This is a genomic window from Rhizobium aethiopicum (assembly GCF_014197535.1).
GTDB lineage: Bacteria > Pseudomonadota > Alphaproteobacteria > Rhizobiales > Rhizobiaceae > Rhizobium > Rhizobium aethiopicum_A.
Genome location: NZ_JACIFV010000027.1, coordinates 58,632 through 80,708, shown reverse-complemented (window position 1 = coordinate 80,708; position 22,077 = coordinate 58,632). Strand labels below are relative to the sequence as shown.

The window sequence follows — 22,077 nt, the reverse complement described above, 5'->3', positions numbered from 1 at the left end:
TCCCCTTTCGGCGACCAAATGGCCGCCTGTTTGTTCTGCAGTATGGCTGCGTCAGTCCTCCAGGGCCGCACGCAAAGCCGCGTTGGCTTCCCTCAGCCCATGGACTAGTCGATTTCTCGTCTGGCGGGCATGGACAGCGTAGAAAGGCATGTCGGGCGATCCCACCGGCTGCGCCCCCAACGCTCGCAGCCCCTCCAGCGACGGCCAGGCCGGCTGAGGAAGGGCAGGATCATGGTGAAAGCGCTCGCCGCTCGTATAATTCAGCGGCACGAGATGGCGGCCGGCGCGCATCAGCGACGCGTTTACGCGCGCCGTCTTTGCCGGAGACAGGTCCTTCACCTCCAATACGGCTTTCGCGCTGCTGCTCAACTCGTCAACTGCACTTGCGAGAGCCGACAGCTCGATGCGCCCGGAAAGCTGAGCCTGCAGTTGCGCGACCTGTTGGCTGAGAGCCTGTGCGTAGACCGTATAGTCAAGCGGCAGGATGGGCGAGGTCAGCAGGCGCCAAAGTATCTCCAGCACGATCCGCGTATCCCGACTGAGATTGGCGGGATCGATATGCTCTACCGTGTCGTGCGGCGTGTGCCACCACCAACCGAGCGCGGTAAGCGTCTTGACAGGCCCCGGCGGCTGATGGCTGAGGCTGCCGAAAATTGAGGGGATGCCGACACCCCAGAATGAATGATCTGCGGCTCTGCCATGCCGCCTGCGCGCGTGCCTTTGTCCGCTGACGCTCTCGATCACCTCAAGCGCCAACGGCTGCAACTCATCGATGACTCCGGAATTGGTGAGGACGGTTGCGCCCTCGCCGCCCGTGGAATCGACATTGACATGCACGGCGCAGCGGCGATCGAGCTCGTCGAAAAATTCATCCGCATACCAGGCTGAGCCGGAATAGCGACCGTTCGAATGGCCTGACCAGAAGCAGATGCGCAGGCCGCGTCGCCAATCACCCGCATGAAGGGCAAGCAAACGTGCCGCCTCCAGCATGGTTGCGTTCGCGCCGCCATTGTCCATGACGCCGAAATGCCAGGTGTCATGATGGCCCGAAAACAGTACGAACGGTTTGTCCTCGCCTGCCGGCTGAAGCTCGGCGACAAGCAGCGGCGTTCTGCGCCATCCGGTGTCGACCTCTGCCGTGAGCGTCGCACGGACCTTTGCGTCGAGAGCGAGCCTGTCGCGCAGGCGCACTCCATCTTCCCGCGCGATGGTGCAGATCACGGTTTTCGGCAGATGAGCCCGCGTGTGTTGCGACGGGCTGCCCCAGACCGGCGACACGCACATTTCGTAGAGATGCTCATTCGGGCTCACATGGATTTCGCCGAGGGCGCCGGCCGCGCTCGCCAACACGGCGACTTCCTCCGTCGCAATCCCCTCGACCAGGACGATCTTGCCGGCCAAGTCCTTGCCGACGAAATCGGCTTCCTTGCCCTCGCCGACATATTCAAGGTCGCCGCTGATGCCCGTTGCGGCCGTCGGAACTGACATCGAATGGGTAATGCAACGGAGACTTTCGCCTTCGACCTCGACCTTCGCCGGGCCGGGCAGGCTGATGTAAGCATCATGCGACAGCAGCTGCGTCCCGTATCCGTAGCTCTCCATCTGCGCCTGAAGATAATGAAAGCTCTCGAGCTCCTCCGGCGTTCCGGACAATTTCACCCGACGGGCAAACTCGCGGATATGCGCCATCAGGCGTTCACGATCGGGCTGCAAGTCCGGGTTAGGCATCAGCCTTCTCCGGCAATGGCGGATCAACGTCATCGGGGATCGGATTGACGAAAGGCGTACGCTCCAGACGCGCCCTGTGATCGGCCTTGGCAGCTTCGATCAATTCGGAGTTACTGATGAGATCGGCGGCCGTGCTCGCCATCACCTTGGCGGCGTGTTCGGTTCCCTTGTGGGCAGCCGGCAGTTTCCCTTGCGCAACCAGCTGCCAGGAATGTCCCGGCGTACCGACAGCATAGGTAGCCCCTCGCATCTGCACGGTCGGCACCACCCAGCTGACGGTCCCGACATCGGTGGAGCCGACCAGTGTGCCGTCACCGGCATTCAACGGAAAAATCTCCTCGCAGAGCGGCTGGTCCTCCTTCGGTGTCAGCGCGAAACGACCATAGGACGCAGCGATATCCTCTGCATTAAAGGTCTGCTGGAACCTGCGGGCCGTTTCTCGGTCGGCATCATCGAACACGGGTGGGCCAAGCCGCTGCAGATGGGCGAACATGCACTCTTCGAGTGGTGTATTGCCGACGAGATTGGCATCGCCGCTGACGATGTCACTCCGGACGGTCGTCTCGGTCATCAGGGCAGCACCTTCGGCAATTTTCTTGACGCGGGCAACCAGAGACAGGAGTTCCGGCAAGGTCCTTGCACGGACGAGATAGCGTACCGTCGCGCGTGCCTGTACGACGTTTGGCGCGCCACCACCCGCATCGGTGATGGCATAGTGGATGCGCGCGGTGGAAGGCATGTGCTCGCGCATATAATTGACGCCTACATTCATCAGTTCCACTGCATCGAGAGCGCTGCGGCCGAGATGCGGCGTCGCGGAGGCATGCGACGCCCGCCCCGAAAAATGGAAGTTGATCTCATTGCAGGCGAGCGAGATGGGATTGTTGACGCCGGCAAAGGCTGCCGGATGCCAGGAGATCGCGATATCGACGTCGTCGAAAACGCCGGCGCGCACCATGAAACCCTTCGAAGAGCCGCCTTCCTCCGCGGGGCAGCCATAATAGCGCACCCTTCCCATCAAGCCGCTTTCGGCAAGGAAATCCTTGACCGCAGCGGCAGCGAGCATGGATCCGGCGCCCAGCATATTATGGCCGCAGCCGTGACCATTGCCGCCGTCGACCAACGGTCGCTGCTCGGCAATACCGGCCTCCTGGCTCAATCCCGGCAGCGCATCGAACTCGCCAAGGATTGCGATGACCGGGCCGCCTTCGCCTGCTTCTCCCATGACTGCCGTCGGCAGCCCGGCAATGCCGCGCTCGACACGAAAGCCTTCCCTTTCCAGCATGCCGGCGTGCTCTTCGGCAGATTGATGTTCGAGGTAATTGGTCTCGGGAATGTCCCAGATGCGGTCGCTCAACTCGAAGAACGCCGCGCGCTTTCTCTCGACGATTTCCCAAACCGCATCGGAATTCTGCATGGATTTACAACCCGCCTTATATAATGGTAATCAAATTGGCGCCAATTTTATGCTCCAATTGAGACAAGCACGCAAGCCATGAGCTGGAATATTTTTCAACGCTGTCAGTCGGCCTCGTTGTTGGCCGGGGGAGAGCTATGATAGTCATCGCCAAAATCGGGCTGGGGAGAACTGCATGAATTCGCTGGAAAGCGGAGCGACGGCGCAAGCACAAGAGCCGCAAACCTCCGACGTGACCGAACTCATTCTCCAGGATATCCTTGCCGGCCGTCTCCCGCCCGGAACCTGGTTGAAGCAGATTGATCTCGAGAGGCGGTATAACTGTACGCGACCCGAGGTCCGCAGGGCTCTCGACAGATTGGTGCAGAAGCGACTGGTGGAGCATGTCCCCAATCGAGGTTATCACGTCCATGAGCAAGACGGGCGCCGCGCCCAGGAGGTCAGCGACATTCGCGTCATCCTCGAAGTCGCCGTCAGCGACCGCATCGTTGCGAATGCGAGCGAGGCGGATATTGCGAACTTACGGGTTCTGGCTTCACGCTTCGACGATCTGGTGCTGAACGGCACCATGCTTGAACTTTACGAAGCCAATCTCGCCTTCCACCGCCATCTGCTTGCTCTCGCAGGCAACCAGGAACTTGTGGAACTGATCACGGAGATTCGGCAGCGGACATCCTCTGCGCCGGTGTCGCAGTGGCGAACGCGCGCCCGCATCGAGCAATCCGGTCGCGAACATCAGCAGATGGTTGATGCGATAGAGAGACGCGACACCGATGGTCTGATGGAGCTGACGCGCAGGCACATTCTTCAAGCTTGATGGGCCTCAATGACGCCGGCAGCTGTTGCTGGAACTTGGGCATAACCGGAAATCGCTGGAGGGTGCATTTTTCGCCACCTCCGGCGATGGCCTTGTGGCTTTTATGCGATGGAACCGCCTGGAGTTTTGGCGCCGTGCCATCCCAACCATCGCAGCTGATATCCGCATATCACGAACCCCGTACCGACAGCCGTCCTCCATCCGCAAGCTCATCCGCGCGTTCGTTGCCGACGATGCCGGAATGGCCCTTGCACCAGGCAATGGTCACCAGGGCGTTCTGTGACAGTTGAAGATCGACCGCTTTCCAGAGTTCCGCATTGGCGATCGTTCGGCTTCGGGCGTTCCCATTCGGACCGCTTTTCTTCCAGCCGTTGTTCTTCCAAATGTGCCGCCTTTCGTTGCAGCCTTTGACGGCATAGATGGAATCCGACCAGATGGTGGCGGCTTCGCCCGTTGCTTCGCTATTGATCCACATGACTGCCTTCAAGACGGCGGTCAATTCCATCGAATTATTGGCGGAATCACGCATACCGCCGAAGCTGGACGCGATTTCCGCAGCCTCGCGATAGACGACAAAGGCCCAGCCTCCGTGCCCGAAACCGGGATCATAACAACCGTCCACGAAGACGTAGAGACCGCGTTGGGCTTTCGGTATTCCGGCCGTCGTTGTGGGGGAGCCTAGCTCATTGGAAATGCCTGCCATTTTCGCCTTCGCTGTGCCCCGCTCGGACCGTCGCGATTGCGACGGCCACCCGAAGCCGACATTGGAATTGTACGTTCCCTTGTGTCAACTATTGACGACGGTGGCGCCGACAGCGCCTACTGCCGATGGGAAACTGTGAGGGGCAGCGCCATGGACAATCCGTTGAGCAGCGCCGGCAAGCGGGATTATCCCGTAACCGTTCGCCGTATTCTCAAGGTCAATCACGCCGGCGAATTCGGCGCAATTCGCATCTACGGGGCACAGATCTGGATGGCCCGTCGGCTGTTTCCTGAGATGGTGTCCGCACTTCGCGAAATGCGGGACGACGAGATCGAGCATTGCCGCCTGTTTCGCCACGCGATGCCATCCAGGAATGCCAAGCCATGTCGCGTCATGGCATTCTGGAGCCTCGGCGGTTATCTGCTCGGTTTCCTGACGGCCCTCGGCGGGCGCAACATGGTCTGGATCTGCACCGAGGCGGTTGAAAGCACAGTTCACCGCCATCTCGAAGATCAATTGGCCTTCCTGAAAACCCGTGATCGGGAGCTTCACGGCCTCATCGCCTCGATCCAGGAAGAGGAATTGGCGCATCTCAGGGAGGCTGAGAGGAACCAGACAAGACGCGGCATCGGCCACGCCCTGCTTCTGCCCGTCGTCGCCGCGCTCACCGACCTGATGATCTGGCTATCGACATGGGGAGACTCAAGCTGGATGCGCGCCGAAATGGCGCGCTCCAAGCGGGTTTGATGGTCTGGCAGCCATTCAGTCATCACCGGTATTGGCCCAAAGCAGCCATTGCTCTGGGCCAAAGGCTCAATAGTCTGGAGACGGCGAAGTCAGTTGTTCGCAAACCGTTTGGGAGGCTCAGCCAGGTTGATCCGGTTGCCCTCACCGTCGAATATCTGAGCCACGCGCCCAAAGTCGCCTTCGATTTTGTTGGCGAGTTGCAAGCCCTGACGCGAAAGCCTTTCGAGCTCAACCTCGAGCTCGGGGACGACGATCGTTATGATCCCGTTGCCGGCGCGTTTGTCATCCTTCTAGACCTGCAGGCCGGCCCCGCCCATGTTACGCCACTGAGCCATGCCCGGTATCGGTTTGCTATCTGCGGGGCGTCCCATGAGCTTCTCATACCAGATGAGTGCCTCGTCAAAGTTGGAAACGGTGGCGGAGGCGAAGATGCTCTGGACAGTTATTGAAGTGGTGGTCATGTCGTACTCCTTGGTTGGACAAATGGATGTCGTGCAGGAGTTCTCGATTTCGACAAGCCGCGCAAAAAAGCTCGCGGTCAACACAAAACTTTTGAGCGCTGTTCTTCGAGGTGGCGCCGTTCTGCCTCCGACCAACACAATCCGATAGCGACCGTGAAAGCTTCCGCCGCCTCGACACGCCTGCCCAGATCGGCGCAAATCTGCGCTCGGGCCGTCCAGTACGGCAGGTAGTCGGCCATTCGCGGATCGCCGGCAAGCGCATATATGTCAGCAAGAGCCGCGTCTGCCTGCCCTATCCGCACGAGGGCCACGGACCGATTGAGCGTCACGACGGGCGACGGAGCAATCCTGCCCAGCACGTCGTAGAGGGAGACGACGGCTTGCCAGTTTGAGATGCCGCTCAAAAGGCGCGCGACATGGGCAGATTGGATGGCCGCCTCTATCTGGTAGCGGCCGGTGGGACCGTTTGCATTTGCTTCTCGGAGGAGTCCTTCGGCGAGGCGCAACTGCTCATGGTCCCACAGTCCGACATCCTGGCTGTCCAGCGGTACGAATGCACCGTCGGGGGCCTTGCGGGATGATCGCCGCGCCTCCGTATAAAGCATCAGTGCAAGAAGACCTTTTGGCTCCGGCTCGTGCGGAAGCAGGGATACAACCACGCTTGCAAGCCAGATTGCCTCTTGTCCAAGCGCTTCCGCCCTGTCGATGTCCATCCACACGCTGGTATAGACGGCGTAGATGGAGGCGAGTATCGGCGGCAGCCGGTGCGACAGCTCCTCCTTTTCCGGCACGAGGAACGGAATTTTCTCATCCCTGATCCTCGCCTTGGCTCTTACGAGCCTCTGGCCCATGGCCCTCGGAGAGACGAGAAACCGCGCGGCGATGTCTGCAGCGGTCAGGCCCAGCACGGTCTGGAGGATCAGCGGCGTTCGCGCGGACGCATCGATGCCAGGATGTGCGCAGGCAAACATGAGCGCCAGTCGCCTGTCCGCAATTTCCTCATCCGCAGCCGAGAGTTCCTCGGCGATGAGGGCAAGACGATCGGCGCTCTTCGCCTTCACTTTGTCCTTGCGCCAATCGTCGAGCTGGCGCCTGCGCGCGATCGTCAACAGCCAGGCATCGGGGTTGTCGGGCACGCCATCGGCAGGCCATTTTTCGAGAGCCGTGAGGAAAGCAGTCGCGAGCGCATCCTCGGCGGACGCGATATCACCCAAGCGCCCGCCAAGATAGGCGACGAGACGGCCATAGCTCTCGCGCGCCACTCGCTCTGCTACACCTCGGGCAACGGTGGAACCCGAAGCCGTCATCCTGCATATTCCGACGCATCCCTGATGCGACGAACCTCAACCGTTCCCCAGGACGCAGCAGGGCAGCGCGCCGCCCATTTGTTGGCTTCGTCCATATCGGCAACGTCGATGATAAAGTACCCACCGAACTGTTCGCGAACATCCGCATAAGGGCCGTCCAGAACACTGACTTCATTCCCTTGAACGCGAACGACACTCGCCTCAGAGGAACCGACCAGGGCATTGCTGGAGACGAATGCTGCCGCTTTCTCCAGCGCTTGTTGATAGGCATACATCTGGCCCATAAAGCGCGCCATGTCCTCGGGCGCTATGGACTTCCCGGCAGCTTCGTCCGCATGCAGCATCAGCATGTAGCGCATTTGCTTTATCCCCAGTGAAACCAATCTCCAGCAGGAGCGAGCGGCGAGAATAACAATTCGGATGAAGAAGGGAACTGCTGTTAACGGCTGCAGTGTCCGTCTCCGGGGCAACGCCGTTGCCCGCATCTTCTGGATAAAATCTCGAAAATGCGCTAGGAATTGATCCAAGCTTATTAAGAGAAACACGTTAAGAGACAAGGTACGGCGGATGGACGCCACCTTTGACCGATCGACACTTTCTTATTCCCGGACGACGCCGTGAAACGCCGAAACCTGTCTCTTGCTCTTATGCTTGCGCTGGCATCACCGGCCGCCGCACAGAGCAGCGCCATTTGCAACGACTTACGCGGTCGCCTTGCCGACCTACCACGATCGATCGGCAACAATAACGGGCCGGAAGCGCGCCAATATGCCAGCGCCATGGCCGAGCAGAACCTCGAGCTGCGCAAGGTCCGCAACGATCTGCGCAATAACGGATGCACCTCTGGCAGCATGGTCGTGATTGGCGGTGACAATGCCGATTTTTGCGCCGAACTCTCTGACGCCGAAGCCCGGATGATCGACAATATTCGTTATCTCCAGGAGCGCCGCGACGAGCTGCGCAACCAGGGCGACGGCACCGACGACGCGCGCCGAGAATTGACGGCGACACTCGAACGCAACGGCTGCAACAGCGACAATTTCTATGCCCCGACCGAGCGTAGCGCAAACGACACCGCCCCAAGTGTCGAGGAACAGGCGATGAGCACCGATACCTTCATCCCGCTCGGCGGCGGTGAAGGGACCGATCTGCGTTACGGCCTGCCGAGGGCTGAAATGTTTTCACCGATCAGCACCATCTGCGTGCGCAGCTGCGACGGCGGCTTCTTCCCGATCAGCTCGAACACCACTTCGGTGGATTTCGGCCGCGATGCCCAGACCTGCGCCAAGATGTGCCCCGGCATTGAAACCGAGCTCTTCTATCGCGACGTGACCAGCACCGACTCCTCTAACATGATCTCGGTCGCAACGGGCGCACCCTATAGCGCCATGAAGAACGCCTTTGTCTACAAGAACCGCGCGCCTGGCGAGAAAAATTCCTGTGCCTGCAATCTCACCGCCTATTACGAGGAGATGCGCGGCAAGCAGGCCCTGAGCGAACCGCAGCAGCAGAGCTCGATCACGGCGGTCCGCACCAATCCGCCGGCGAAAGATACTGCGGCAGCGTCAGCCCCGCTGCAGCCATCCGTTCCCGAACGTCCCTACGACCCCACGCAGAACAAGGTCCGTCAGGTCGGCCCGCAATTCCTCGCCGGCGACCAGGGCTCGATCGACCTTGCCAATCCGGCGACTCCCGGCCCGCAACCACAACAGCAGTAATTGCTATGGGTCGTTGCGTCCCCATCCATCGTGGAAAACCAGTTCCTCGAGCGGCAGCCGCTGCCGCCAGCCTTTGACCGAGAGTTCCGGTTCGTCATAAAGCCGGTCGACAAAGCCGGCGCAGAGCCAGGCGACCACCTCGATATGCTCGGGTATGCCGAGAATCGATTTCAGGTCGCCTTCACGAAAGATGCTGACCCAGCCAATGCCGACGCCTTCGGCGCGGGCCGCAAGCCAGAGATTCTGGATGGCGCAAACGGTCGAATAGGAATCCATCCGCGGATTGTGCGTCCGTCCCAGCACCACGCTGCCGCCGCGGGTGGGATCGCAGGTCACGCATATGCCGAGCGGCGCCTCCACGATGCCTTCGAGCTTGAGGCATCGATAGGCCTGCCGCCGCTCGCCTTCGAACATCGACGCCGCCTCTTCGTTGGCCTCGGCAAAGGCGTCGCGCACGCGCGCACGGACGGCTGCACTTTTCACCAGAATGAAATTCCATGGCTGCATGAAGCCGACCGACGGCGCATGATGGGCCGCTGTCAGGAGCCGCGCCACGACATCGTCGGGCAAGGGATCGGCCAGGAACTGGCTGCGTACGTCACGCCGCGTCATGATCGCGTGATAGACGGCCTCACGTTCGGCCAACGAAAAACCGAATGCCGCCGAAAGGGCATCCGCATCAAAGGGTCGCATCGTCAAATCCCCAACAACGCAACCGCCCGCCGTCCGCGCGGGTTGGGTCTATCTCGCCAGGCCGGTCTTCTGACTTGGCTTCATCCATCTGCCGCAGCCTTCCCGGCAAAAGCCAGTGGCATGATGAAGCGGCAGACGTCGGCCTTACAGCGTTGGGCACGTTCCGGCCTTGCACCGGATTCCCGATTCTCCCGCCTCGACGGCGAGCACCTGACGGCGCATCTATCTCAGGAAACCGGCGCGGCGGCAAGTGCAGGCGGAGCGAACCTGTAACCTCCGTCGCAGAGGGGTGTTTCACGGGCGGATTGGCAGCCGCCCCGAATGGCGATTTCAGCTCGCAAATTTTGCGTGACAATGGGCGACCGCGACGCTACATACGCGGGATGTCGACGACTTCAATCTACGCCTCGCGATTTTATTCGTACCGCTGCTCCCAGCGGATGCGGGCCCGTGCGTAACTGAATTCGACGCGACGACCACCCGAACAGCCGCTAGTCTACCTGGCGGCTTTTTTGTTCCGCACGGTATGACCAAACAGGAGCCATACAGTGCCCGATACCATCGATGATCTGCGTATTCTCGAGATCACCCCGCTGACCAAACCCGCCGATATCATAGCGGAAATTCCCCGAACTGCTTCAGTCAGCGAGACGGTGACCAGCAACCGCAATGCCATCCATCAGATTCTCGAGGGTGAAGACGATCGCCTGATCGTCGTCATCGGCCCCTGCTCCATCCACGATCCGGTTGCCGCACGCGAATATGCCGCGCGGTTGGCCGAGCAGCGACAGCGCTTCTCCAGCGATCTGGAAATCGTCATGCGCGTCTATTTCGAAAAGCCCCGCACCACAGTCGGCTGGAAGGGCTTGATGAACGACCCGCATCTCGACGGCAGCTACCGTATCGAGGAAGGGCTGAGAATTGCCAGACGCCTGCTGCTCGACGTCAATGCGATCGGGCTTCCCGCCGGCGTCGAATTCCTTGAGACGATCACGCCGCAATACATTGCCGACCTCGTCAGCTGGGGTGCGATTGGCGCGCGCACGACCGAGAGCCAGATCCATCGCCAGCTCGCCTCCGGCCTCTCCTGCCCGATCGGCTTCAAGAACGGCACCGACGGCGGCGCTCGCGTCGCGCTCGACGCGATCCTGGCAGCTTCACAACCGCATCACTTCCCGGCCGTCACCAAGGACGGACAGGCGGCAATCGCCTCGACGAAGGGCAATGAGGACTGCCACATCATCCTGCGCGGCGGCAAGCGGCCGAATTACCAGGCGGCCGATGTCGAAGCCGTCACAGCGGAATGCCTGAAACTCGGGGTCGCCCCGCGCATCATCATCGACGCCAGCCATGCCAACAGCAGCAAGGATCCGATGAACCAGCCGGGGGTGGTCAAGGACGTCGCCGGACAGATCGCCACGGGCAATCATCACATCAAGGGCATGATGATCGAAAGCAACCTCGTCGCCGGTCGCCAGGATCTCGTCCCCGGCAAGCCGCTGGTCTACGGCCAGTCCATCACCGATGGCTGCATCGGCTGGGATATATCGGTGGAAGTACTTGAGGATCTCGCCAAGGCTGTCCGCGACCGCCGCAAGGCCGCCGTTGCCGCTTAGGCGGCCGCATTCAACGCGGCGGGCAGACCCGCCGCCCATTCAAAAATGGCTTGTGGAGTCGGCGGCATCGATGCAATCGTACGCCGTATGACTGAATATTTTAAGGACAAGAAGCTTGATTGCCGCTCCTGCTCGCTTGCTTTTAGCCTGTTGTATAGCGTCAACCATGGGATTCAGTGCCGAGCTCGCCAAGGCTGACACAGCTGATAGCCCAAGCGTTTTTAAATTAGGTAGCTCGCTAGATGAGGCCAGGCGCATCTCAAGCGAGCGGGGTTGGAACGTAAGGGTGCTTTCACCTGAGCTGCCCGGTCAATGGTATGTTGATGGCGCAGAAGTTAGTCTTGTCGTTTGCGATAACAACCAAATCGTCGCGGTGACGAAAACACGAGATGGAGGCGTTGATGAGTTCGCCTCGATCGTGTTCTATTCGTTCACATCCAAGTATGGTCGACCGGAGACAACCGTAGTGGCATTTCAGTCGGGACCGACCACAGTTTCAAGTATCGATTCAAAATTTCCCCCTTCCGGGGGTGAGTCTGTTTCGGTGCAACTACAAAGCATCGGAGGGCACTCAAGAGTTACTGTGCACCGCGCTTCTGAAACATTGTGTCCGGCGGAAACAGCCCCCGCTAATCAGTGACTGCCCATCCCGCCATCATGAACTGGCGGTGCGCCCTCTCAAGATTTCGCCGGAAAATACCGTACATAGGCGAATTCCTCGCCATCAGGAGACCAGCAGGGCACGTTGATCGTGCCCTGCCCGCCGAACAGCTCGAACAGCGTCTTCAGATTGCCGCCGTCCATATCCATCAGCCGCAGCCGCACGTCGAGGTCTCGCGGATGGTCGAACACCGAAGGGTCGTAGGACAGGATCAGCACCTTGTCGTTTTTGGGCGAAGGATGGGGAAACCAGTTCCCCTGATTGTCCGACGTCACCTGCTCGAGGCGTGTGCCATCCGGATGGATGCGCCAGATCTGCATCAAACCGGTGCGGCTGGAATTGAAATAGATCCACTGCCCGTCGGCCGAATAATCCGGCCCGTCATTGCGGCCCTCGCCATGCGTCAGCCGCGTCTCGGCGCCGCCGTTAACGGAGATCGTATAGATGTCGAAGAGTTCGTCGCGGATGCCGCAATAAGCGAGCTGGCGGCCATCCGGCGACCAGCCATGCCAATAGGAGGGCTGGTTCTGCGTGACCAGCCGCGGCGTGCCGCCCTCGATCGGCAACACATAGATCGTCGACTTTCCGAATTCGGTCTTGTCCGAGATGACGATTTTGGTGCCGTCCGGCGAAATGCCGTGATCATTGTTGCAGTTGACGGCAAAGCCGGTATCGACCTGGGTGACGTCGCCACCATCGAGCGGCAGCCGGTAGAGCAGCCCGTCGCCGTTCAACAGCAGGTAGGCACCGTCAGGCGAGAAGTTCGGCGCCTCCACCAGCCTGTCGGTCTGCCAGACTTCGCGAGCCCTGCCCGTCCTGACATTGTAGATCTCGACCGAGCTGCGCATGCTGCCTCCCTGATGTCCCGATGGCGCTAGCAATCCCGATTGCGTCAGCGATCCCGGAATCGATTGGTGATCGGATAGCGCCGGTCGCGGCCGAAGTTCTTCTTGGTGATCTTCACGCCCGGCGCCGATTGCCGGCGCTTATATTCGGCGAGATAGAGCAGATGCTCGACCCGGTGAACGGTCGCCACGTCGTGGCCGCGCGCGACGATCTCCTCGACCGCCATTTCCTTCTCCACCAGGCACTCGAGAATATCGTCGAGAACGGGATAAGGCGGCAGTGAATCCTGATCCTTTTGATCGGGGCGCAGCTCGGCCGATGGCGCCTTGTCGATGATATTCTGCGGGATCACCTCACCCGACGGGCCCAGCGCAGTCGGCGGTACATTCTCATTGCGCCAGCGCGCCAGCGCATAGACTTGCATCTTGTAGAGGTCCTTGATCGGATTGAAGCCGCCGTTCATGTCGCCATACAACGTGGCGTAGCCGACCGACATTTCCGATTTGTTGCCCGTCGTCACCACCATCGCGCCGAACTTGTTGGAGATCGCCATCAGGATGACGCCCCGCGCGCGGCTCTGCAAGTTCTCCTCGGTAATACCGCTCTCCGTACCCTCGAAGAGGTTGGACAGCGCGCTGCTGAAGCCGGTTACCGGCTGTTCGATCGGCACGATGTCATAGCGGCAGCCGAGCGCCTTGGCGCAGTCGGCTGCATCCTTCAGCGAATCTTCCGAGGTGTAACGATAGGGCAGCATGACCGTTCGCACCCGCTCCTCTCCGAGGGCATCGACCGCGATCGCTGTGCAGATCGCCGAGTCGATGCCGCCGGAAAGGCCGAGAACGACGGTTTTGAAACCATTTTTGTTGACGTAGTCGCGGAAGCCGAGCAGGCAGGCGCGATAATCGGCCTCCTCGCCCTCGGGGATACGCACCATCGGTCCTTCGGCGCAGTGCCAGCCCGCTTGCCCACGTTTCCATGTCGTCACTGCAAGCGCCGTCTCGAACTGGCTCATCTGGAAGGCGAGCGATTTGTCGGCGTTGAAGGCGAAGCTCGCCCCGTCGAACACGAGCTCGTCCTGCCCCCCGAGCTGGGCGGCATAGATCAGCGGCAGGCCGGTCTCGATCACCTGCTTCAGCACCACCTGGTGACGGATATCGACCTTGCCGCGATAATAGGGAGACCCGTTCGGCGACAGCAGGATCTCCGCCCCGCTTTCGGCCAGCGTCTCGCAAACGCCGAGATCACCCCAAATATCTTCGCAGATCGGAATGCCGAGCCGCACGCCGCGGAAATTCACCGGCCCCGGCATGGCCCCCTGCACGAAGACCCGCTTCTCGTCGAACTCGCCGTAATTCGGCAGATCAACCTTGTCGCGCACCGCGACGACCTTGCCGCCGTCGAGCACGGCGACGGAATTATAGCGCCCCCTCTCGTCCTGCCTGGGGAATCCGATGATGACGCCCGGTCCGCCATCGGCGGTGTCGGCCGCAAGACTTTCCACCGCCTTCCAGCAGGCACGGATGAAGGCCGGCTTCAGCACCAGGTCTTCCGGCGGATAGCCGGAGATGAAAAGCTCGGTCAACACGAGCAGCTGCGCGCCCTCCCGACCTGCATCGGCGCGTGCTTCACGTGCTTTGGCAAGATTGCCGGCCACATCGCCGACCGTGGGATTGAGCTGGCCGATAGCGATGCGGAAGATATCGGAGAGAGCGTTTTCCTGTGTCATGTCATCTGTTTAGCCTGCGGCTCCCGCTACCGCAACACGTTCGCGGCCAAAGCGTTGCACCGAGCTCACGAATTTTTTGTGAACAGGCGCGCTGAAGGCTTACGGCACCGATGCATTGCAATTTACCGGCGGAGCGGAATACTGACGCACGAAAGCGGCAGCATTGATAACGGTCATCGGAAACAGGCCATGAATAACTTCTCGAACTTCGTGCACCATCATTTCGACAAACCGGCCGACGAACTCGGCGACACGGAAAAGCGCGTCCTGGCGAAAGCGCACGAGCGCAAGATCATCTCGACCGACGTCAACGCCGCTTTTTCGGCCGAGGCCTCGTTCGGAGAACGTATCGCCGACAGCATCGCCCGTGTCGGCGGCTCATGGTCGTTCATCCTCGGCTTCCTGGCCTTCCTCGTCGTCTGGACGATAATCAACACCATCGTTTTGGCGAGTGGCGCTTTCGATCCCTATCCCTTCGTCTTCCTGAACCTGATTCTGTCGATGCTCGCCGCCATCCAGGCACCGATCATCATGATGTCGCAGAACCGCCAAGCCGAGCGCGATCGCTTCGAGGCGGCCAAAGATTACGAAGTCAATCTCAAAGCCGAACTCGAAGTGCTCTCTCTGCACCAGAAGATCGACATGCGCGTCCTGACCGAACTGACGGCGCTGCGCGAAGACGTCGCTCGTCTCAGCGCCGCGCTCGCTGCCAAGACCTGACGCAGGGCATCCTCAAATCAACGGGATGGATACCTGTCATATTGCGGCAGGCCATCTGTTATCTCGTAGAAATCACCCTTGTCGGTGCAATAAATGTGATGGCTGAAGGCAAGGCCGCTCGGTTCGTCGAAGGCGCCTGCCAGGACCGAAACCTCCACCGCTTCATCCCCCTGCCAAAACAGAGCGGAGCCGCAATTGGCGCAGAAGCCGCGTTGCGCCTCACCGCTCGACCGATACCAACGAACCGCGCCGGGATCTTCCACCGAAAGCGCCACGCGCGGTACGTTGACCGCAGCATAATAGAGTCCCGTCTGCCGGCGGCATTGGGAACAGTGGCAACCGACGACAGGTCCGGGCTTTGCCCGAATTGAAAATCGCACGGCGCCGCAAAGACAGCCGCCTGTATGGTGTTCACTCATGATCGCTCTCCCCTCGCTCCTGGAGAAACTTGCGGCCACAAAACCTTGTCGTCAAATCCATTCCCCTGAACGAACGATCAGAAATCTTGAAGCATTCACGGGTCGCTGGCGGCCCTCGGATGTTGCCCGTTGACCACACCCGCCGATCTCCTCTCATCACCGCGTTGAACCGCACCCTGTTCTCGGTGATACTAGTGGCTCATTTTATTCAACCGCCGGGAGACTGACATGAGAGCGACCCTGTCCAGACAGAAAGGAAACATCGCCCACAAGGACATTTTGCTTCATGCACACGCCATTCTCTCGCGCGAGGAAAAGCTCGCGACTCCATAACCTCTTCCTGAACTTCTTCCGCGACTATTCGAACGCCGCTGAACGCCAGCGGCACTGGTCGCGCATGCGCAAGTTCATCTGCTATTACCGCCCGCATCTACCTTTGCTGCTGGCGGATCTGCTTTGCGCCATCCTCGTGGCCGGCACCGCCGTGGCGTTGCCCCTCTGCGCCAACATCGTCACAAGCCGGCTTCTGGCTCTGCCGGATGCCCCCGAAGCCTTTGCGCAGATCCTTGCCATGGGCGGTGTGATGCTGGCCGTTCTGGCGGTCCAGATAGCGGCGATCTTCTTTGTCGATTATCGCGGTCATGTCATGGGCGCCCGCATCGAAGCGACGGTGCGGCAGGAACTCTTCGAGCATTGCCAGAAGCTGTCCTTCAGCTTCTACGATCGCCAACGCACCGGGCAATTGATGAGCCGCATCACCAACGATTCCCTCTGGCTGGGCGAGCTCTTTCACCACGGCCCCGAGGATCTCTCCATTGCCGTTCTGAAATATGGGGGCGCCATGCTGGTCCTGTTCTTCATCGACCCGCTGCTGGCGACCCTCATTCTGCTGCTCACTCCGGTGGCGGTGGCCTATGCACTCTATTTCAACCGGCGCATGAACCATGCGCTCGAAGCCAGCAAGCGGCAGATCGCCGCCGTCAACGAGCGTGTCGAGGATGCGCTGGCGGGTATCCGTGTCGTCCAGTCCTTCGCCAACGAGGCGCTGGAAAGGCAGCGTTTCGCGGCGCAGAACCAGCGTTTCCTGCAAAGCCGCGCCGACGGCTACCGCAGCGAGGCCTGGTTTTCGGTCGGCACCGAAACCTTCGCCCAGCTCGTCACCATATTGGTGATCATCGCAGGAGGCCTGCGCATCCTAACGGCGGACCTGACCGTCCCGGATATGCTGACCTTCCTGCTCTGCGTCGGCGTGCTGGTCGATCCGGTGCAGCGGCTCGCGAACTTCGTGCGCCTCTGGCAGGAGGGATATACCGGCTTCATCAGGGCCATGGAAATCCTCGAGATCGATCCCGATATCACCGATCGGCCGAACGCGCGTCCGATGCCGGCGCCGAGAGGCGAGATCAGTTTTTCCGACGTCGCCTTCGGCTACGAAGCCGATGGTCCCAGGGTGCTGGAGCGGCTTTCTCTCACCATTGCCCCAGGGGAATTCGTGGCCCTGGTCGGCCCTTCGGGAGTGGGCAAGAGTACGCTTTGCGCGCTGATACCACGCTTCTACGACGTCGAGGCGGGCGCAATCCGCATCGACGGAAGCGATATCCGCGATGTCACGCTGGCCTCACTGCGGCGCCATGTCGGGGTGGTGCAGCAGGATGTCTATCTCTTTGCCGGCACTGTTGCGGAAAACCTGCGCTACGGCAGGCCGGATGCGACCGATGCCGATCTCGAAGCGGCGGCCCGCGCCGCCAATGCGCATGATTTCATCATGGCCCTGCCCAATGGCTATGACACCGATATCGGCCAGCGCGGCGTCAAACTCTCCGGCGGCCAGCGCCAACGCATCACCATCGCCCGCGCTTTCCTGAAAGATCCGGAAATCCTGATCTTCGACGAAGCGACCAGCGCCCTCGACAACGAGAGCGAACGGGAGGTGCAGCAGGCGCTGCTCAGTCTGGCGAATGGCAGGACCACCCTGGTCATCGCCCACCGCCTGTCGACCGTCCGCCATGCCGACCGCATCCTGGTCCTGACGGGCGATGGCATTGTCGAACAGGGCACGCATGATGATCTGATGGCGCAAGGCGGCGTCTACGCCAACCTGCACAGCGTTCAGGCCAGCATCTGAAGCCAACAAAAAAACCCGGCATCGAGCCGGGTTTTTCGTTATGCCTCTCAGGCCTGTCCTCAGCCGTTGGCGACCATGCGCTTCTCGTCGCGGCCGCCCTTCATGCGCTCGGCAAGCAGGAAGGCGAGTTCGAGTGCCTGGTCGGAGTTGAGACGCGGATCGCAATGGGTGTGATAACGGTCCTGCAGGTCCTCGGCAGTGACTGCGCGAGCGCCGCCGGTGCATTCCGTCACGTCCTTGCCGGTCATCTCGACATGGATGCCGCCGGGGTGCGTGCCTTCGGCGCGATGGATCTGGAAGAAGCTTTCGACTTCCGACAGGATCCGCTCGAAAGGACGGGTCTTGTAGTTGTTGAGCGTGATCGTGTTGCCGTGCATCGGATCGCACGACCAGACGACCTTGCGGCCTTCGCGCTCGACGGCGCGAATGAGACGCGGCAGGTTCTCGGCGACCTTTTCATGGCCGAAGCGGCAGATCAGCGTCAGACGGCCCGCTTCGTTAGCGGGATTCAGAATGTCGATCAGCTGCAGCAGATCATCGGCCTGCAGCGACGGGCCGCATTTCAGGCCGATCGGGTTCTTGATGCCGCGGCAATATTCAATATGCGCATGGTCGGCCTGGCGCGTGCGGTCGCCGATCCAGATCATGTGACCTGACGTGGCATACCAGTCGCCGGAGGTGGAATCGACGCGGGTCAGCGCTTCCTCGTAGCCGAGCAGCAGCGCCTCATGGCTGGTGAAGAAATCGGTCTCGCGCAGGCTCGGGTGGTTTTCCGAAGTGATGCCGATCGCTTTCATGAAATCCATGGTTTCGCTGATGCGGTCGGCCAGCTTGCGGTAACGCTCGCCCTGCGGGCTGTCCTTGACGAAGCCGAGCATCCACTGATGCACGTTTTCGAGATTGGCGTAGCCGCCCATCGCAAAGGCGCGCAGAAGGTTCAGCGTCGCGGCCGACTGGCGATAGGCCATGGCTTGGCGTTCCGGGTTCGGAATGCGCGACTCCTCGGTGAATTCGATGCCGTTGATGATGTCGCCGCGATAGGCGGGCAGTGTCACGTCGCCCTGCTTCTCGACATTGGACGAGCGCGGCTTGGCGAACTGGCCGGCGATGCGGCCGACCTTGACGACCGGCAGCTGCGCGCCGAAGGTCAGCACGACGGCCATCTGCAGGAAGGCGCGGAAGAAATCGCGGATGTTGTCGGCGCCGTGTTCGGCGAAGCTCTCGGCGCAGTCGCCGCCCTGCAACAGAAAACCGTTGCCCTCAGCGACATTGGCGAGATGCTTCTTCAGGCGGCGCGCTTCGCCGGCGAAGACGAGCGGCGGATAGCTGGCGAGAGTGGCCTCTGTTGCCGCCAAAGCGGCTGCATCGGGATATTCGGGAACCTGCAGGATCGGTTTCTGCCGCCAGCTGCTCGGAGTCCAGTTCTCTGCCATTTTACCAACCTCACTCACATCCATTCCTCGGATGCCCTGTCTTAATATCCGGCGGCTTATAGACCTTTAGATCAAGCTTGCAAAGGCCAATCACCGGAAGCTTTAAACCAGCATATACCATGTCGATTTCCCCATATTTCAGACTTTGCGTGTAGAAGCTGAAGGAGTTTCAACTCGAGGACATGTCATGGCGATCCTTCCGCCCGGCTTCATATTGGACCGCTCGGGCAATTTCGGCATCATGACGGCATTGCTGATGGTGCCGCTCGTGGGTGCGGCCGGCATGGCGGTGGATGTGGCCCACGCACTGAGCCTGAGAACGCAGCTCTACGCCGCCGCCGATGCTGCGGCCGTCGGTTCGATCGCCGAAAAATCCGGCGCGGTCGCCGCCGCAATGACAATGAACGGCAACGGCACGGTCTCGCTTGGCAAGACCGACGCCCGCAACATCTTCATCTCTCAAACGTCGGGTGAGCTGACCGACATTCAAATCGATCTCGGCATCGACGTCACCAAAACCGCCAATAAGCTGAACTCGCAGGTTTCCTTCACCGCGACCGTGCCGACGACCTTCATGCGCATTTTTGGCCGGGATTCGATCACCATCTCCGGCACGGCGACAGCCGAATACCAGACTGCCGCCTTCATGGATTTCTACATCCTGCTCGACAACACGCCTTCCATGGGCGTCGGCGCGACCGCAACCGACGTTTCAAAGCTGCAAGCCAAGACCGGCTGCGCTTTCGCCTGTCACCAGATGGACCAGAGCACCAACAACTACACCATAGCCAAGAGCCTCGGCGTCACCATGCGCATCGACGTGGTTCGCCAGGCCACCCAGGCGCTGACCGATACGGCCAAGGCCGAGCGCGTCAGCAGCGATCAGTTTCGAATGGGTGTCTACACGTTCGGCACCAAGGCCGAGGACGCGAAGCTGACGACGATTTCCGGCCTCACCTCCGACCTGACAAAGGTCAAGAATTATACCGACGCGGTCGACCTGATGACAATTCCTTACCAGAATTACAACAGTGACCAGCTCACGAGCTTCGACAGCGCGATGACGCAGATCAACACGATCATCGACCCCGCGGGCGACGGAACCTCGAATATCAGCCCTGAAAAAATCCTGTTTTTCGTCGCCGACGGCGTCGGCGACAGCTACAAGCCCTCGACATGCACCAAGAAGACGACCGGCGGTCGCTGCCAGGAGCCGATCGACGCGAGTTTCTGCAAGCCGCTGAAGGACCGCGGCGTCAAGATCGCCGTGCTCTATACCACTTACCTGCCGCTGCCCAGCAACAACTGGTACAACACCTGGATCAAGCCCTTCCAGAGCGAGATACCGACGAAAATGCAGGCCTGCGCGTCGCCCGGCCTTTATTTCGAAGTCACGCCGACCGACGGCATCGCCGACGCGATGAAGGCGCTTTTCCTCAAAGTCATCCGCGCGCCGCGCATCACCAGTTAACAGGGCTCAGAGGCGCTGCCCATCACGGATGCGATAGCTCGGCGCATACATGGTGACGAGCTCTTCGGCCGCGGTCGGGTGCAGCGCCATCGTCCGGTCGAAATCGTCCTTGGTGCAGCCGGCCTTGAGCGTGACGCCGAGCAGCTGCGCCATCTCACCGGCATCGTGCCCGAGGATATGAGCCCCCACCACCTTGCGGCTCGCCGCATCGACGATCAGCTTCATGATCATCCGCTCGGGGCGGCCGGAAAGCGTCGCTTTCAGCGGTCGGAATTGGGCGCGGTATACTTCGAGCTCACTGTACCGCTTGCCCGCCTCTTCTTCCGACAGGCCGACGGTGCCGATCTCGGGCTGTGAGAAGACGGCGGTGGGGATCAGTTCATGGTCCGGCCGGGTCGGATTGTTCTTGTACTCGGTCTCGATGAAGCACATCGCCTCGTGAATCGCCACCGGCGTCAGCTGTACCCGATTGGTGACATCACCGAGAGCATAGATATTTTCGACATTGGTACGGGAATAATCGTCGACGACGATGGCGCCGCGCTCGTCCATGGCGACGCCGGCTGCCTCGAGGCCGAGGCCTTCCGTATTCGGATCGCGCCCGAGCGCCAGCATGACGACATCGGCCTGCAGCGTGCCGCTGTTCAGCGTCTCCAGCACGAGCCCATCCTCGGCGTTCGAAACCTGCTGCAGCGTGTCATGGCAGAGGATGCGGATGCCCTTGGCGACCATTGCCTCGTGCAGGCCCCGCCTCAGATCCTCGTCGAAGCGAGACAGGATTTCGGCGCCGCGATAGATCAGCGTCGTCGCCACGCCGAGGCCATGGAAGATATTGGCGAATTCGACGGCGATGTAACCGCCGCCTGCGATCACGATCGATTTCGGCAGTTCTTCGAGATGAAAGGCATCGTTGGAGGAAATGCAAAGCTCGTGACCGGGAAGCGCGACATGCGGGTTCGGGCGTCCGCCGGTCGCGATCACGATCGTCTTGGCCGTCACCGTCTGCCCTGTTTTCACGAGCCGCACCGTATGGGCATCGACGAGCTCGGCGCGCGTTTCCAGGATCTCGGCATTGGAGCCGGCGAGCCCCTTCTTGTAGAGGCCTTCCAGCCGCGCGATCTCCGCATCCTTGGCAGCCACCAGCTTCTTCCAGTCGAAGCTGCTTCGGCCGACCGTCCAGCCGAAACCCGCTGCATCCTCGAAGTGCTCGTGGAACTGCGAAGCATAGACGAAGAGTTTCTTCGGCACGCAGCCGCGGATGACGCATGTTCCGCCGTAGCGATATTCCTCGGCGATCGCCACCTTCTTGCCGAGCGAGGCGGCGACGCGCGCAGCGCGCACGCCTCCGGAACCACCGCCGATGACGAAAAGGTCGTAATCATAGGAAGACATGAGAAGCTCCGGAAGGGGAATCGCAGGAAGGACGTTCCTGATATAGGGGCGATCATCATGAAAACAAAAGCCCTGCT

At 60.7% G+C, this 22,077-nt stretch carries 19 protein-coding genes and 1 riboswitch; of the genes, 8 read left to right on the top strand and 11 right to left on the bottom strand.

What is annotated here, in order from left to right:
- Positions 1 to 51 precede the first annotated feature (51 nt).
- The gene (locus tag GGD53_RS26680; protein WP_184459740.1) at positions 52 to 1,728 is read right to left on the bottom strand and encodes a M28 family peptidase; all 1,677 of its coding nucleotides are present in this window, start codon (positions 1,726 to 1,728) and stop codon (positions 52 to 54) included.
- Positions 1,721 to 3,145: a M20 family metallopeptidase gene (locus GGD53_RS26675; RefSeq protein WP_184459739.1), complete on the bottom strand. Its 1,425-nt coding sequence runs from the start codon at positions 3,143 to 3,145 to the stop codon at positions 1,721 to 1,723. Before GGD53_RS26675 ends, GGD53_RS26680 begins: the two co-directional genes overlap by 8 nt.
- A 175-nt stretch (positions 3,146 to 3,320) precedes the next feature.
- Here GGD53_RS26675 and GGD53_RS26670 point away from each other — a divergent pair, with 175 nt between their 5' ends.
- Positions 3,321 to 3,962, top strand: a complete 642-nt coding sequence (locus GGD53_RS26670; RefSeq protein ID WP_184459738.1) for a GntR family transcriptional regulator — start codon at positions 3,321 to 3,323, stop codon at positions 3,960 to 3,962.
- Positions 3,963 to 4,131: 169 nt separating this feature from the next.
- Here GGD53_RS26670 and GGD53_RS26665 read toward each other — a convergent pair whose 3' ends face one another.
- A complete protein-coding gene (locus tag GGD53_RS26665) occupies positions 4,132 to 4,665 on the bottom strand; it encodes a ribonuclease H family protein (RefSeq protein ID WP_184459737.1) in 534 nt (177 codons plus the stop codon).
- 150 nt (positions 4,666 to 4,815) lie between these two features.
- On the opposite strand from GGD53_RS26665, the gene GGD53_RS26660 reads away from it, so the two are divergent.
- Both GGD53_RS26660 and GGD53_RS26655 read left to right on the top strand, forming a co-directional pair.
- Positions 4,816 to 5,412, top strand: coding sequence for a demethoxyubiquinone hydroxylase family protein (locus GGD53_RS26660; RefSeq protein ID WP_184459736.1), 597 nt, complete (start codon positions 4,816 to 4,818; stop codon positions 5,410 to 5,412).
- Positions 5,412 to 5,861 carry a hypothetical protein gene (locus tag GGD53_RS26655; RefSeq protein WP_184459735.1) on the top strand — a complete coding sequence of 150 codons (450 nt, stop codon included), beginning with the start codon at positions 5,412 to 5,414 and terminating at the stop codon, positions 5,859 to 5,861. Before GGD53_RS26660 ends, GGD53_RS26655 begins: the two co-directional genes overlap by 1 nt.
- Positions 5,862 to 5,950: 89 nt before the next feature.
- Here GGD53_RS26655 and GGD53_RS26650 read toward each other — a convergent pair whose 3' ends face one another.
- Entirely contained in the window at positions 5,951 to 7,180 is a 1,230-nt protein-coding gene (locus GGD53_RS26650; protein ID WP_184459734.1) for an RNA polymerase sigma factor, read from the bottom strand.
- Entirely contained in the window at positions 7,177 to 7,539 is a 363-nt protein-coding gene (locus GGD53_RS26645) for a YciI family protein (RefSeq protein ID WP_184459733.1), read from the bottom strand. The genes GGD53_RS26650 and GGD53_RS26645 overlap by 4 nt, the downstream gene beginning before the upstream one ends.
- Positions 7,540 to 7,797: 258 nt before the next feature.
- Between GGD53_RS26645 and GGD53_RS26640 the strand changes: the two genes are divergently transcribed.
- A complete protein-coding gene (locus GGD53_RS26640) occupies positions 7,798 to 8,898 on the top strand; it encodes a DUF2865 domain-containing protein (protein WP_184459732.1) in 1,101 nt (366 codons plus the stop codon).
- Between the two features lie 3 nt (positions 8,899 to 8,901).
- Here GGD53_RS26640 and bluB read toward each other — a convergent pair whose 3' ends face one another.
- Positions 8,902 to 9,591 carry a 5,6-dimethylbenzimidazole synthase gene (gene bluB / locus GGD53_RS26635; protein WP_184459731.1) on the bottom strand — a complete coding sequence of 230 codons (690 nt, stop codon included), beginning with the start codon at positions 9,589 to 9,591 and terminating at the stop codon, positions 8,902 to 8,904.
- Positions 9,592 to 9,633: 42 nt separating this feature from the next.
- Positions 9,634 to 9,820: riboswitch (cobalamin riboswitch) on the bottom strand.
- Positions 9,821 to 10,139: 319 nt separating this feature from the next.
- On the opposite strand from bluB, the gene GGD53_RS26630 reads away from it, so the two are divergent.
- Positions 10,140 to 11,207, top strand: a complete 1,068-nt coding sequence (locus GGD53_RS26630; protein WP_184459730.1) for a 3-deoxy-7-phosphoheptulonate synthase — start codon at positions 10,140 to 10,142, stop codon at positions 11,205 to 11,207.
- A 678-nt stretch (positions 11,208 to 11,885) separates the two neighbouring features.
- Here GGD53_RS26630 and GGD53_RS26625 read toward each other — a convergent pair.
- Entirely contained in the window at positions 11,886 to 12,716 is an 831-nt protein-coding gene (locus GGD53_RS26625; RefSeq protein WP_184459729.1) for a TolB family protein, read from the bottom strand.
- A gap of 44 nt (positions 12,717 to 12,760) precedes the next feature.
- Positions 12,761 to 14,440 carry an NAD+ synthase gene (locus GGD53_RS26620; protein ID WP_184459728.1) on the bottom strand — a complete coding sequence of 560 codons (1,680 nt, stop codon included), beginning with the start codon at positions 14,438 to 14,440 and terminating at the stop codon, positions 12,761 to 12,763.
- Between the two features lie 189 nt (positions 14,441 to 14,629).
- On the opposite strand from GGD53_RS26620, the gene GGD53_RS26615 reads away from it, so the two are divergent.
- Positions 14,630 to 15,160 (top strand): DUF1003 domain-containing protein, encoded by a 531-nt coding sequence (locus tag GGD53_RS26615; RefSeq protein WP_064810513.1) that lies wholly within the window; start codon positions 14,630 to 14,632, stop codon positions 15,158 to 15,160.
- A gap of 17 nt (positions 15,161 to 15,177) precedes the next feature.
- Here the strand turns inward: GGD53_RS26615 and GGD53_RS26610 are convergent, their stop codons facing one another.
- Entirely contained in the window at positions 15,178 to 15,579 is a 402-nt protein-coding gene (locus GGD53_RS26610) for a GFA family protein (RefSeq protein ID WP_184459727.1), read from the bottom strand.
- Between the two features lie 286 nt (positions 15,580 to 15,865).
- On the opposite strand from GGD53_RS26610, the gene GGD53_RS26605 reads away from it, so the two are divergent.
- The gene (locus tag GGD53_RS26605) at positions 15,866 to 17,704 is read left to right on the top strand and encodes an ABC transporter ATP-binding protein (protein WP_184459726.1); all 1,839 of its coding nucleotides are present in this window, start codon (positions 15,866 to 15,868) and stop codon (positions 17,702 to 17,704) included.
- 59 nt (positions 17,705 to 17,763) lie between these two features.
- On the opposite strand, the gene GGD53_RS26600 is transcribed toward GGD53_RS26605, so the two are convergent.
- Positions 17,764 to 19,137: a class II 3-deoxy-7-phosphoheptulonate synthase gene (locus GGD53_RS26600; protein ID WP_184459725.1), complete on the bottom strand. Its 1,374-nt coding sequence runs from the start codon at positions 19,135 to 19,137 to the stop codon at positions 17,764 to 17,766.
- A gap of 187 nt (positions 19,138 to 19,324) precedes the next feature.
- On the opposite strand from GGD53_RS26600, the gene GGD53_RS26595 reads away from it, so the two are divergent.
- On the top strand, positions 19,325 to 20,608 hold the full coding sequence (locus GGD53_RS26595; protein ID WP_184459724.1) for a pilus assembly protein TadG-related protein: 1,284 nt from the start codon (positions 19,325 to 19,327) through the stop codon (positions 20,606 to 20,608).
- Between the two features lie 6 nt (positions 20,609 to 20,614).
- Here the strand turns inward: GGD53_RS26595 and gor are convergent, their stop codons facing one another.
- Positions 20,615 to 22,000 carry a glutathione-disulfide reductase gene (gor, locus tag GGD53_RS26590; RefSeq protein ID WP_184459723.1) on the bottom strand — a complete coding sequence of 462 codons (1,386 nt, stop codon included), beginning with the start codon at positions 21,998 to 22,000 and terminating at the stop codon, positions 20,615 to 20,617.
- Positions 22,001 to 22,077: the final 77 nt, after the last annotated feature.

What these genes read in the sequence shown, in the direction of transcription:
- GGD53_RS26680 (WP_184459740.1), bottom strand. Translation starts at nt 1,728, where the DNA reads ATGCCTAACCCGGACTTGCAGCCCGATCGTGAACGCCTGATGGCGCAT.
- GGD53_RS26600 (WP_184459725.1), bottom strand. Translation starts at nt 19,137, where the DNA reads ATGGCAGAGAACTGGACTCCGAGCAGCTGGCGGCAGAAACCGATCCTG.
- bluB (WP_184459731.1), bottom strand. Translation starts at nt 9,591, where the DNA reads ATGCGACCCTTTGATGCGGATGCCCTTTCGGCGGCATTCGGTTTTTCG.
- GGD53_RS26665 (WP_184459737.1), bottom strand. Translation starts at nt 4,665, where the DNA reads ATGGCAGGCATTTCCAATGAGCTAGGCTCCCCCACAACGACGGCCGGA.
- GGD53_RS26620 (WP_184459728.1), bottom strand. Translation starts at nt 14,440, where the DNA reads ATGACACAGGAAAACGCTCTCTCCGATATCTTCCGCATCGCTATCGGC.
- GGD53_RS26655 (WP_184459735.1), top strand. Translation starts at nt 5,412, where the DNA reads ATGGTCTGGCAGCCATTCAGTCATCACCGGTATTGGCCCAAAGCAGCC.
- GGD53_RS26615 (WP_064810513.1), top strand. Translation starts at nt 14,630, where the DNA reads ATGAATAACTTCTCGAACTTCGTGCACCATCATTTCGACAAACCGGCC.
- gor (WP_184459723.1), bottom strand. Translation starts at nt 22,000, where the DNA reads ATGTCTTCCTATGATTACGACCTTTTCGTCATCGGCGGTGGTTCCGGA.
- GGD53_RS26595 (WP_184459724.1), top strand. Translation starts at nt 19,325, where the DNA reads ATGGCGATCCTTCCGCCCGGCTTCATATTGGACCGCTCGGGCAATTTC.
- GGD53_RS26605 (WP_184459726.1), top strand. Translation starts at nt 15,866, where the DNA reads ATGCACACGCCATTCTCTCGCGCGAGGAAAAGCTCGCGACTCCATAAC.
- GGD53_RS26645 (WP_184459733.1), bottom strand. Translation starts at nt 7,539, where the DNA reads ATGCGCTACATGCTGATGCTGCATGCGGACGAAGCTGCCGGGAAGTCC.
- GGD53_RS26625 (WP_184459729.1), bottom strand. Translation starts at nt 12,716, where the DNA reads ATGCGCAGCTCGGTCGAGATCTACAATGTCAGGACGGGCAGGGCTCGC.
- GGD53_RS26610 (WP_184459727.1), bottom strand. Translation starts at nt 15,579, where the DNA reads ATGAGTGAACACCATACAGGCGGCTGTCTTTGCGGCGCCGTGCGATTT.
- GGD53_RS26675 (WP_184459739.1), bottom strand. Translation starts at nt 3,145, where the DNA reads ATGCAGAATTCCGATGCGGTTTGGGAAATCGTCGAGAGAAAGCGCGCG.
- GGD53_RS26660 (WP_184459736.1), top strand. Translation starts at nt 4,816, where the DNA reads ATGGACAATCCGTTGAGCAGCGCCGGCAAGCGGGATTATCCCGTAACC.
- GGD53_RS26670 (WP_184459738.1), top strand. Translation starts at nt 3,321, where the DNA reads ATGAATTCGCTGGAAAGCGGAGCGACGGCGCAAGCACAAGAGCCGCAA.
- GGD53_RS26650 (WP_184459734.1), bottom strand. Translation starts at nt 7,180, where the DNA reads ATGACGGCTTCGGGTTCCACCGTTGCCCGAGGTGTAGCAGAGCGAGTG.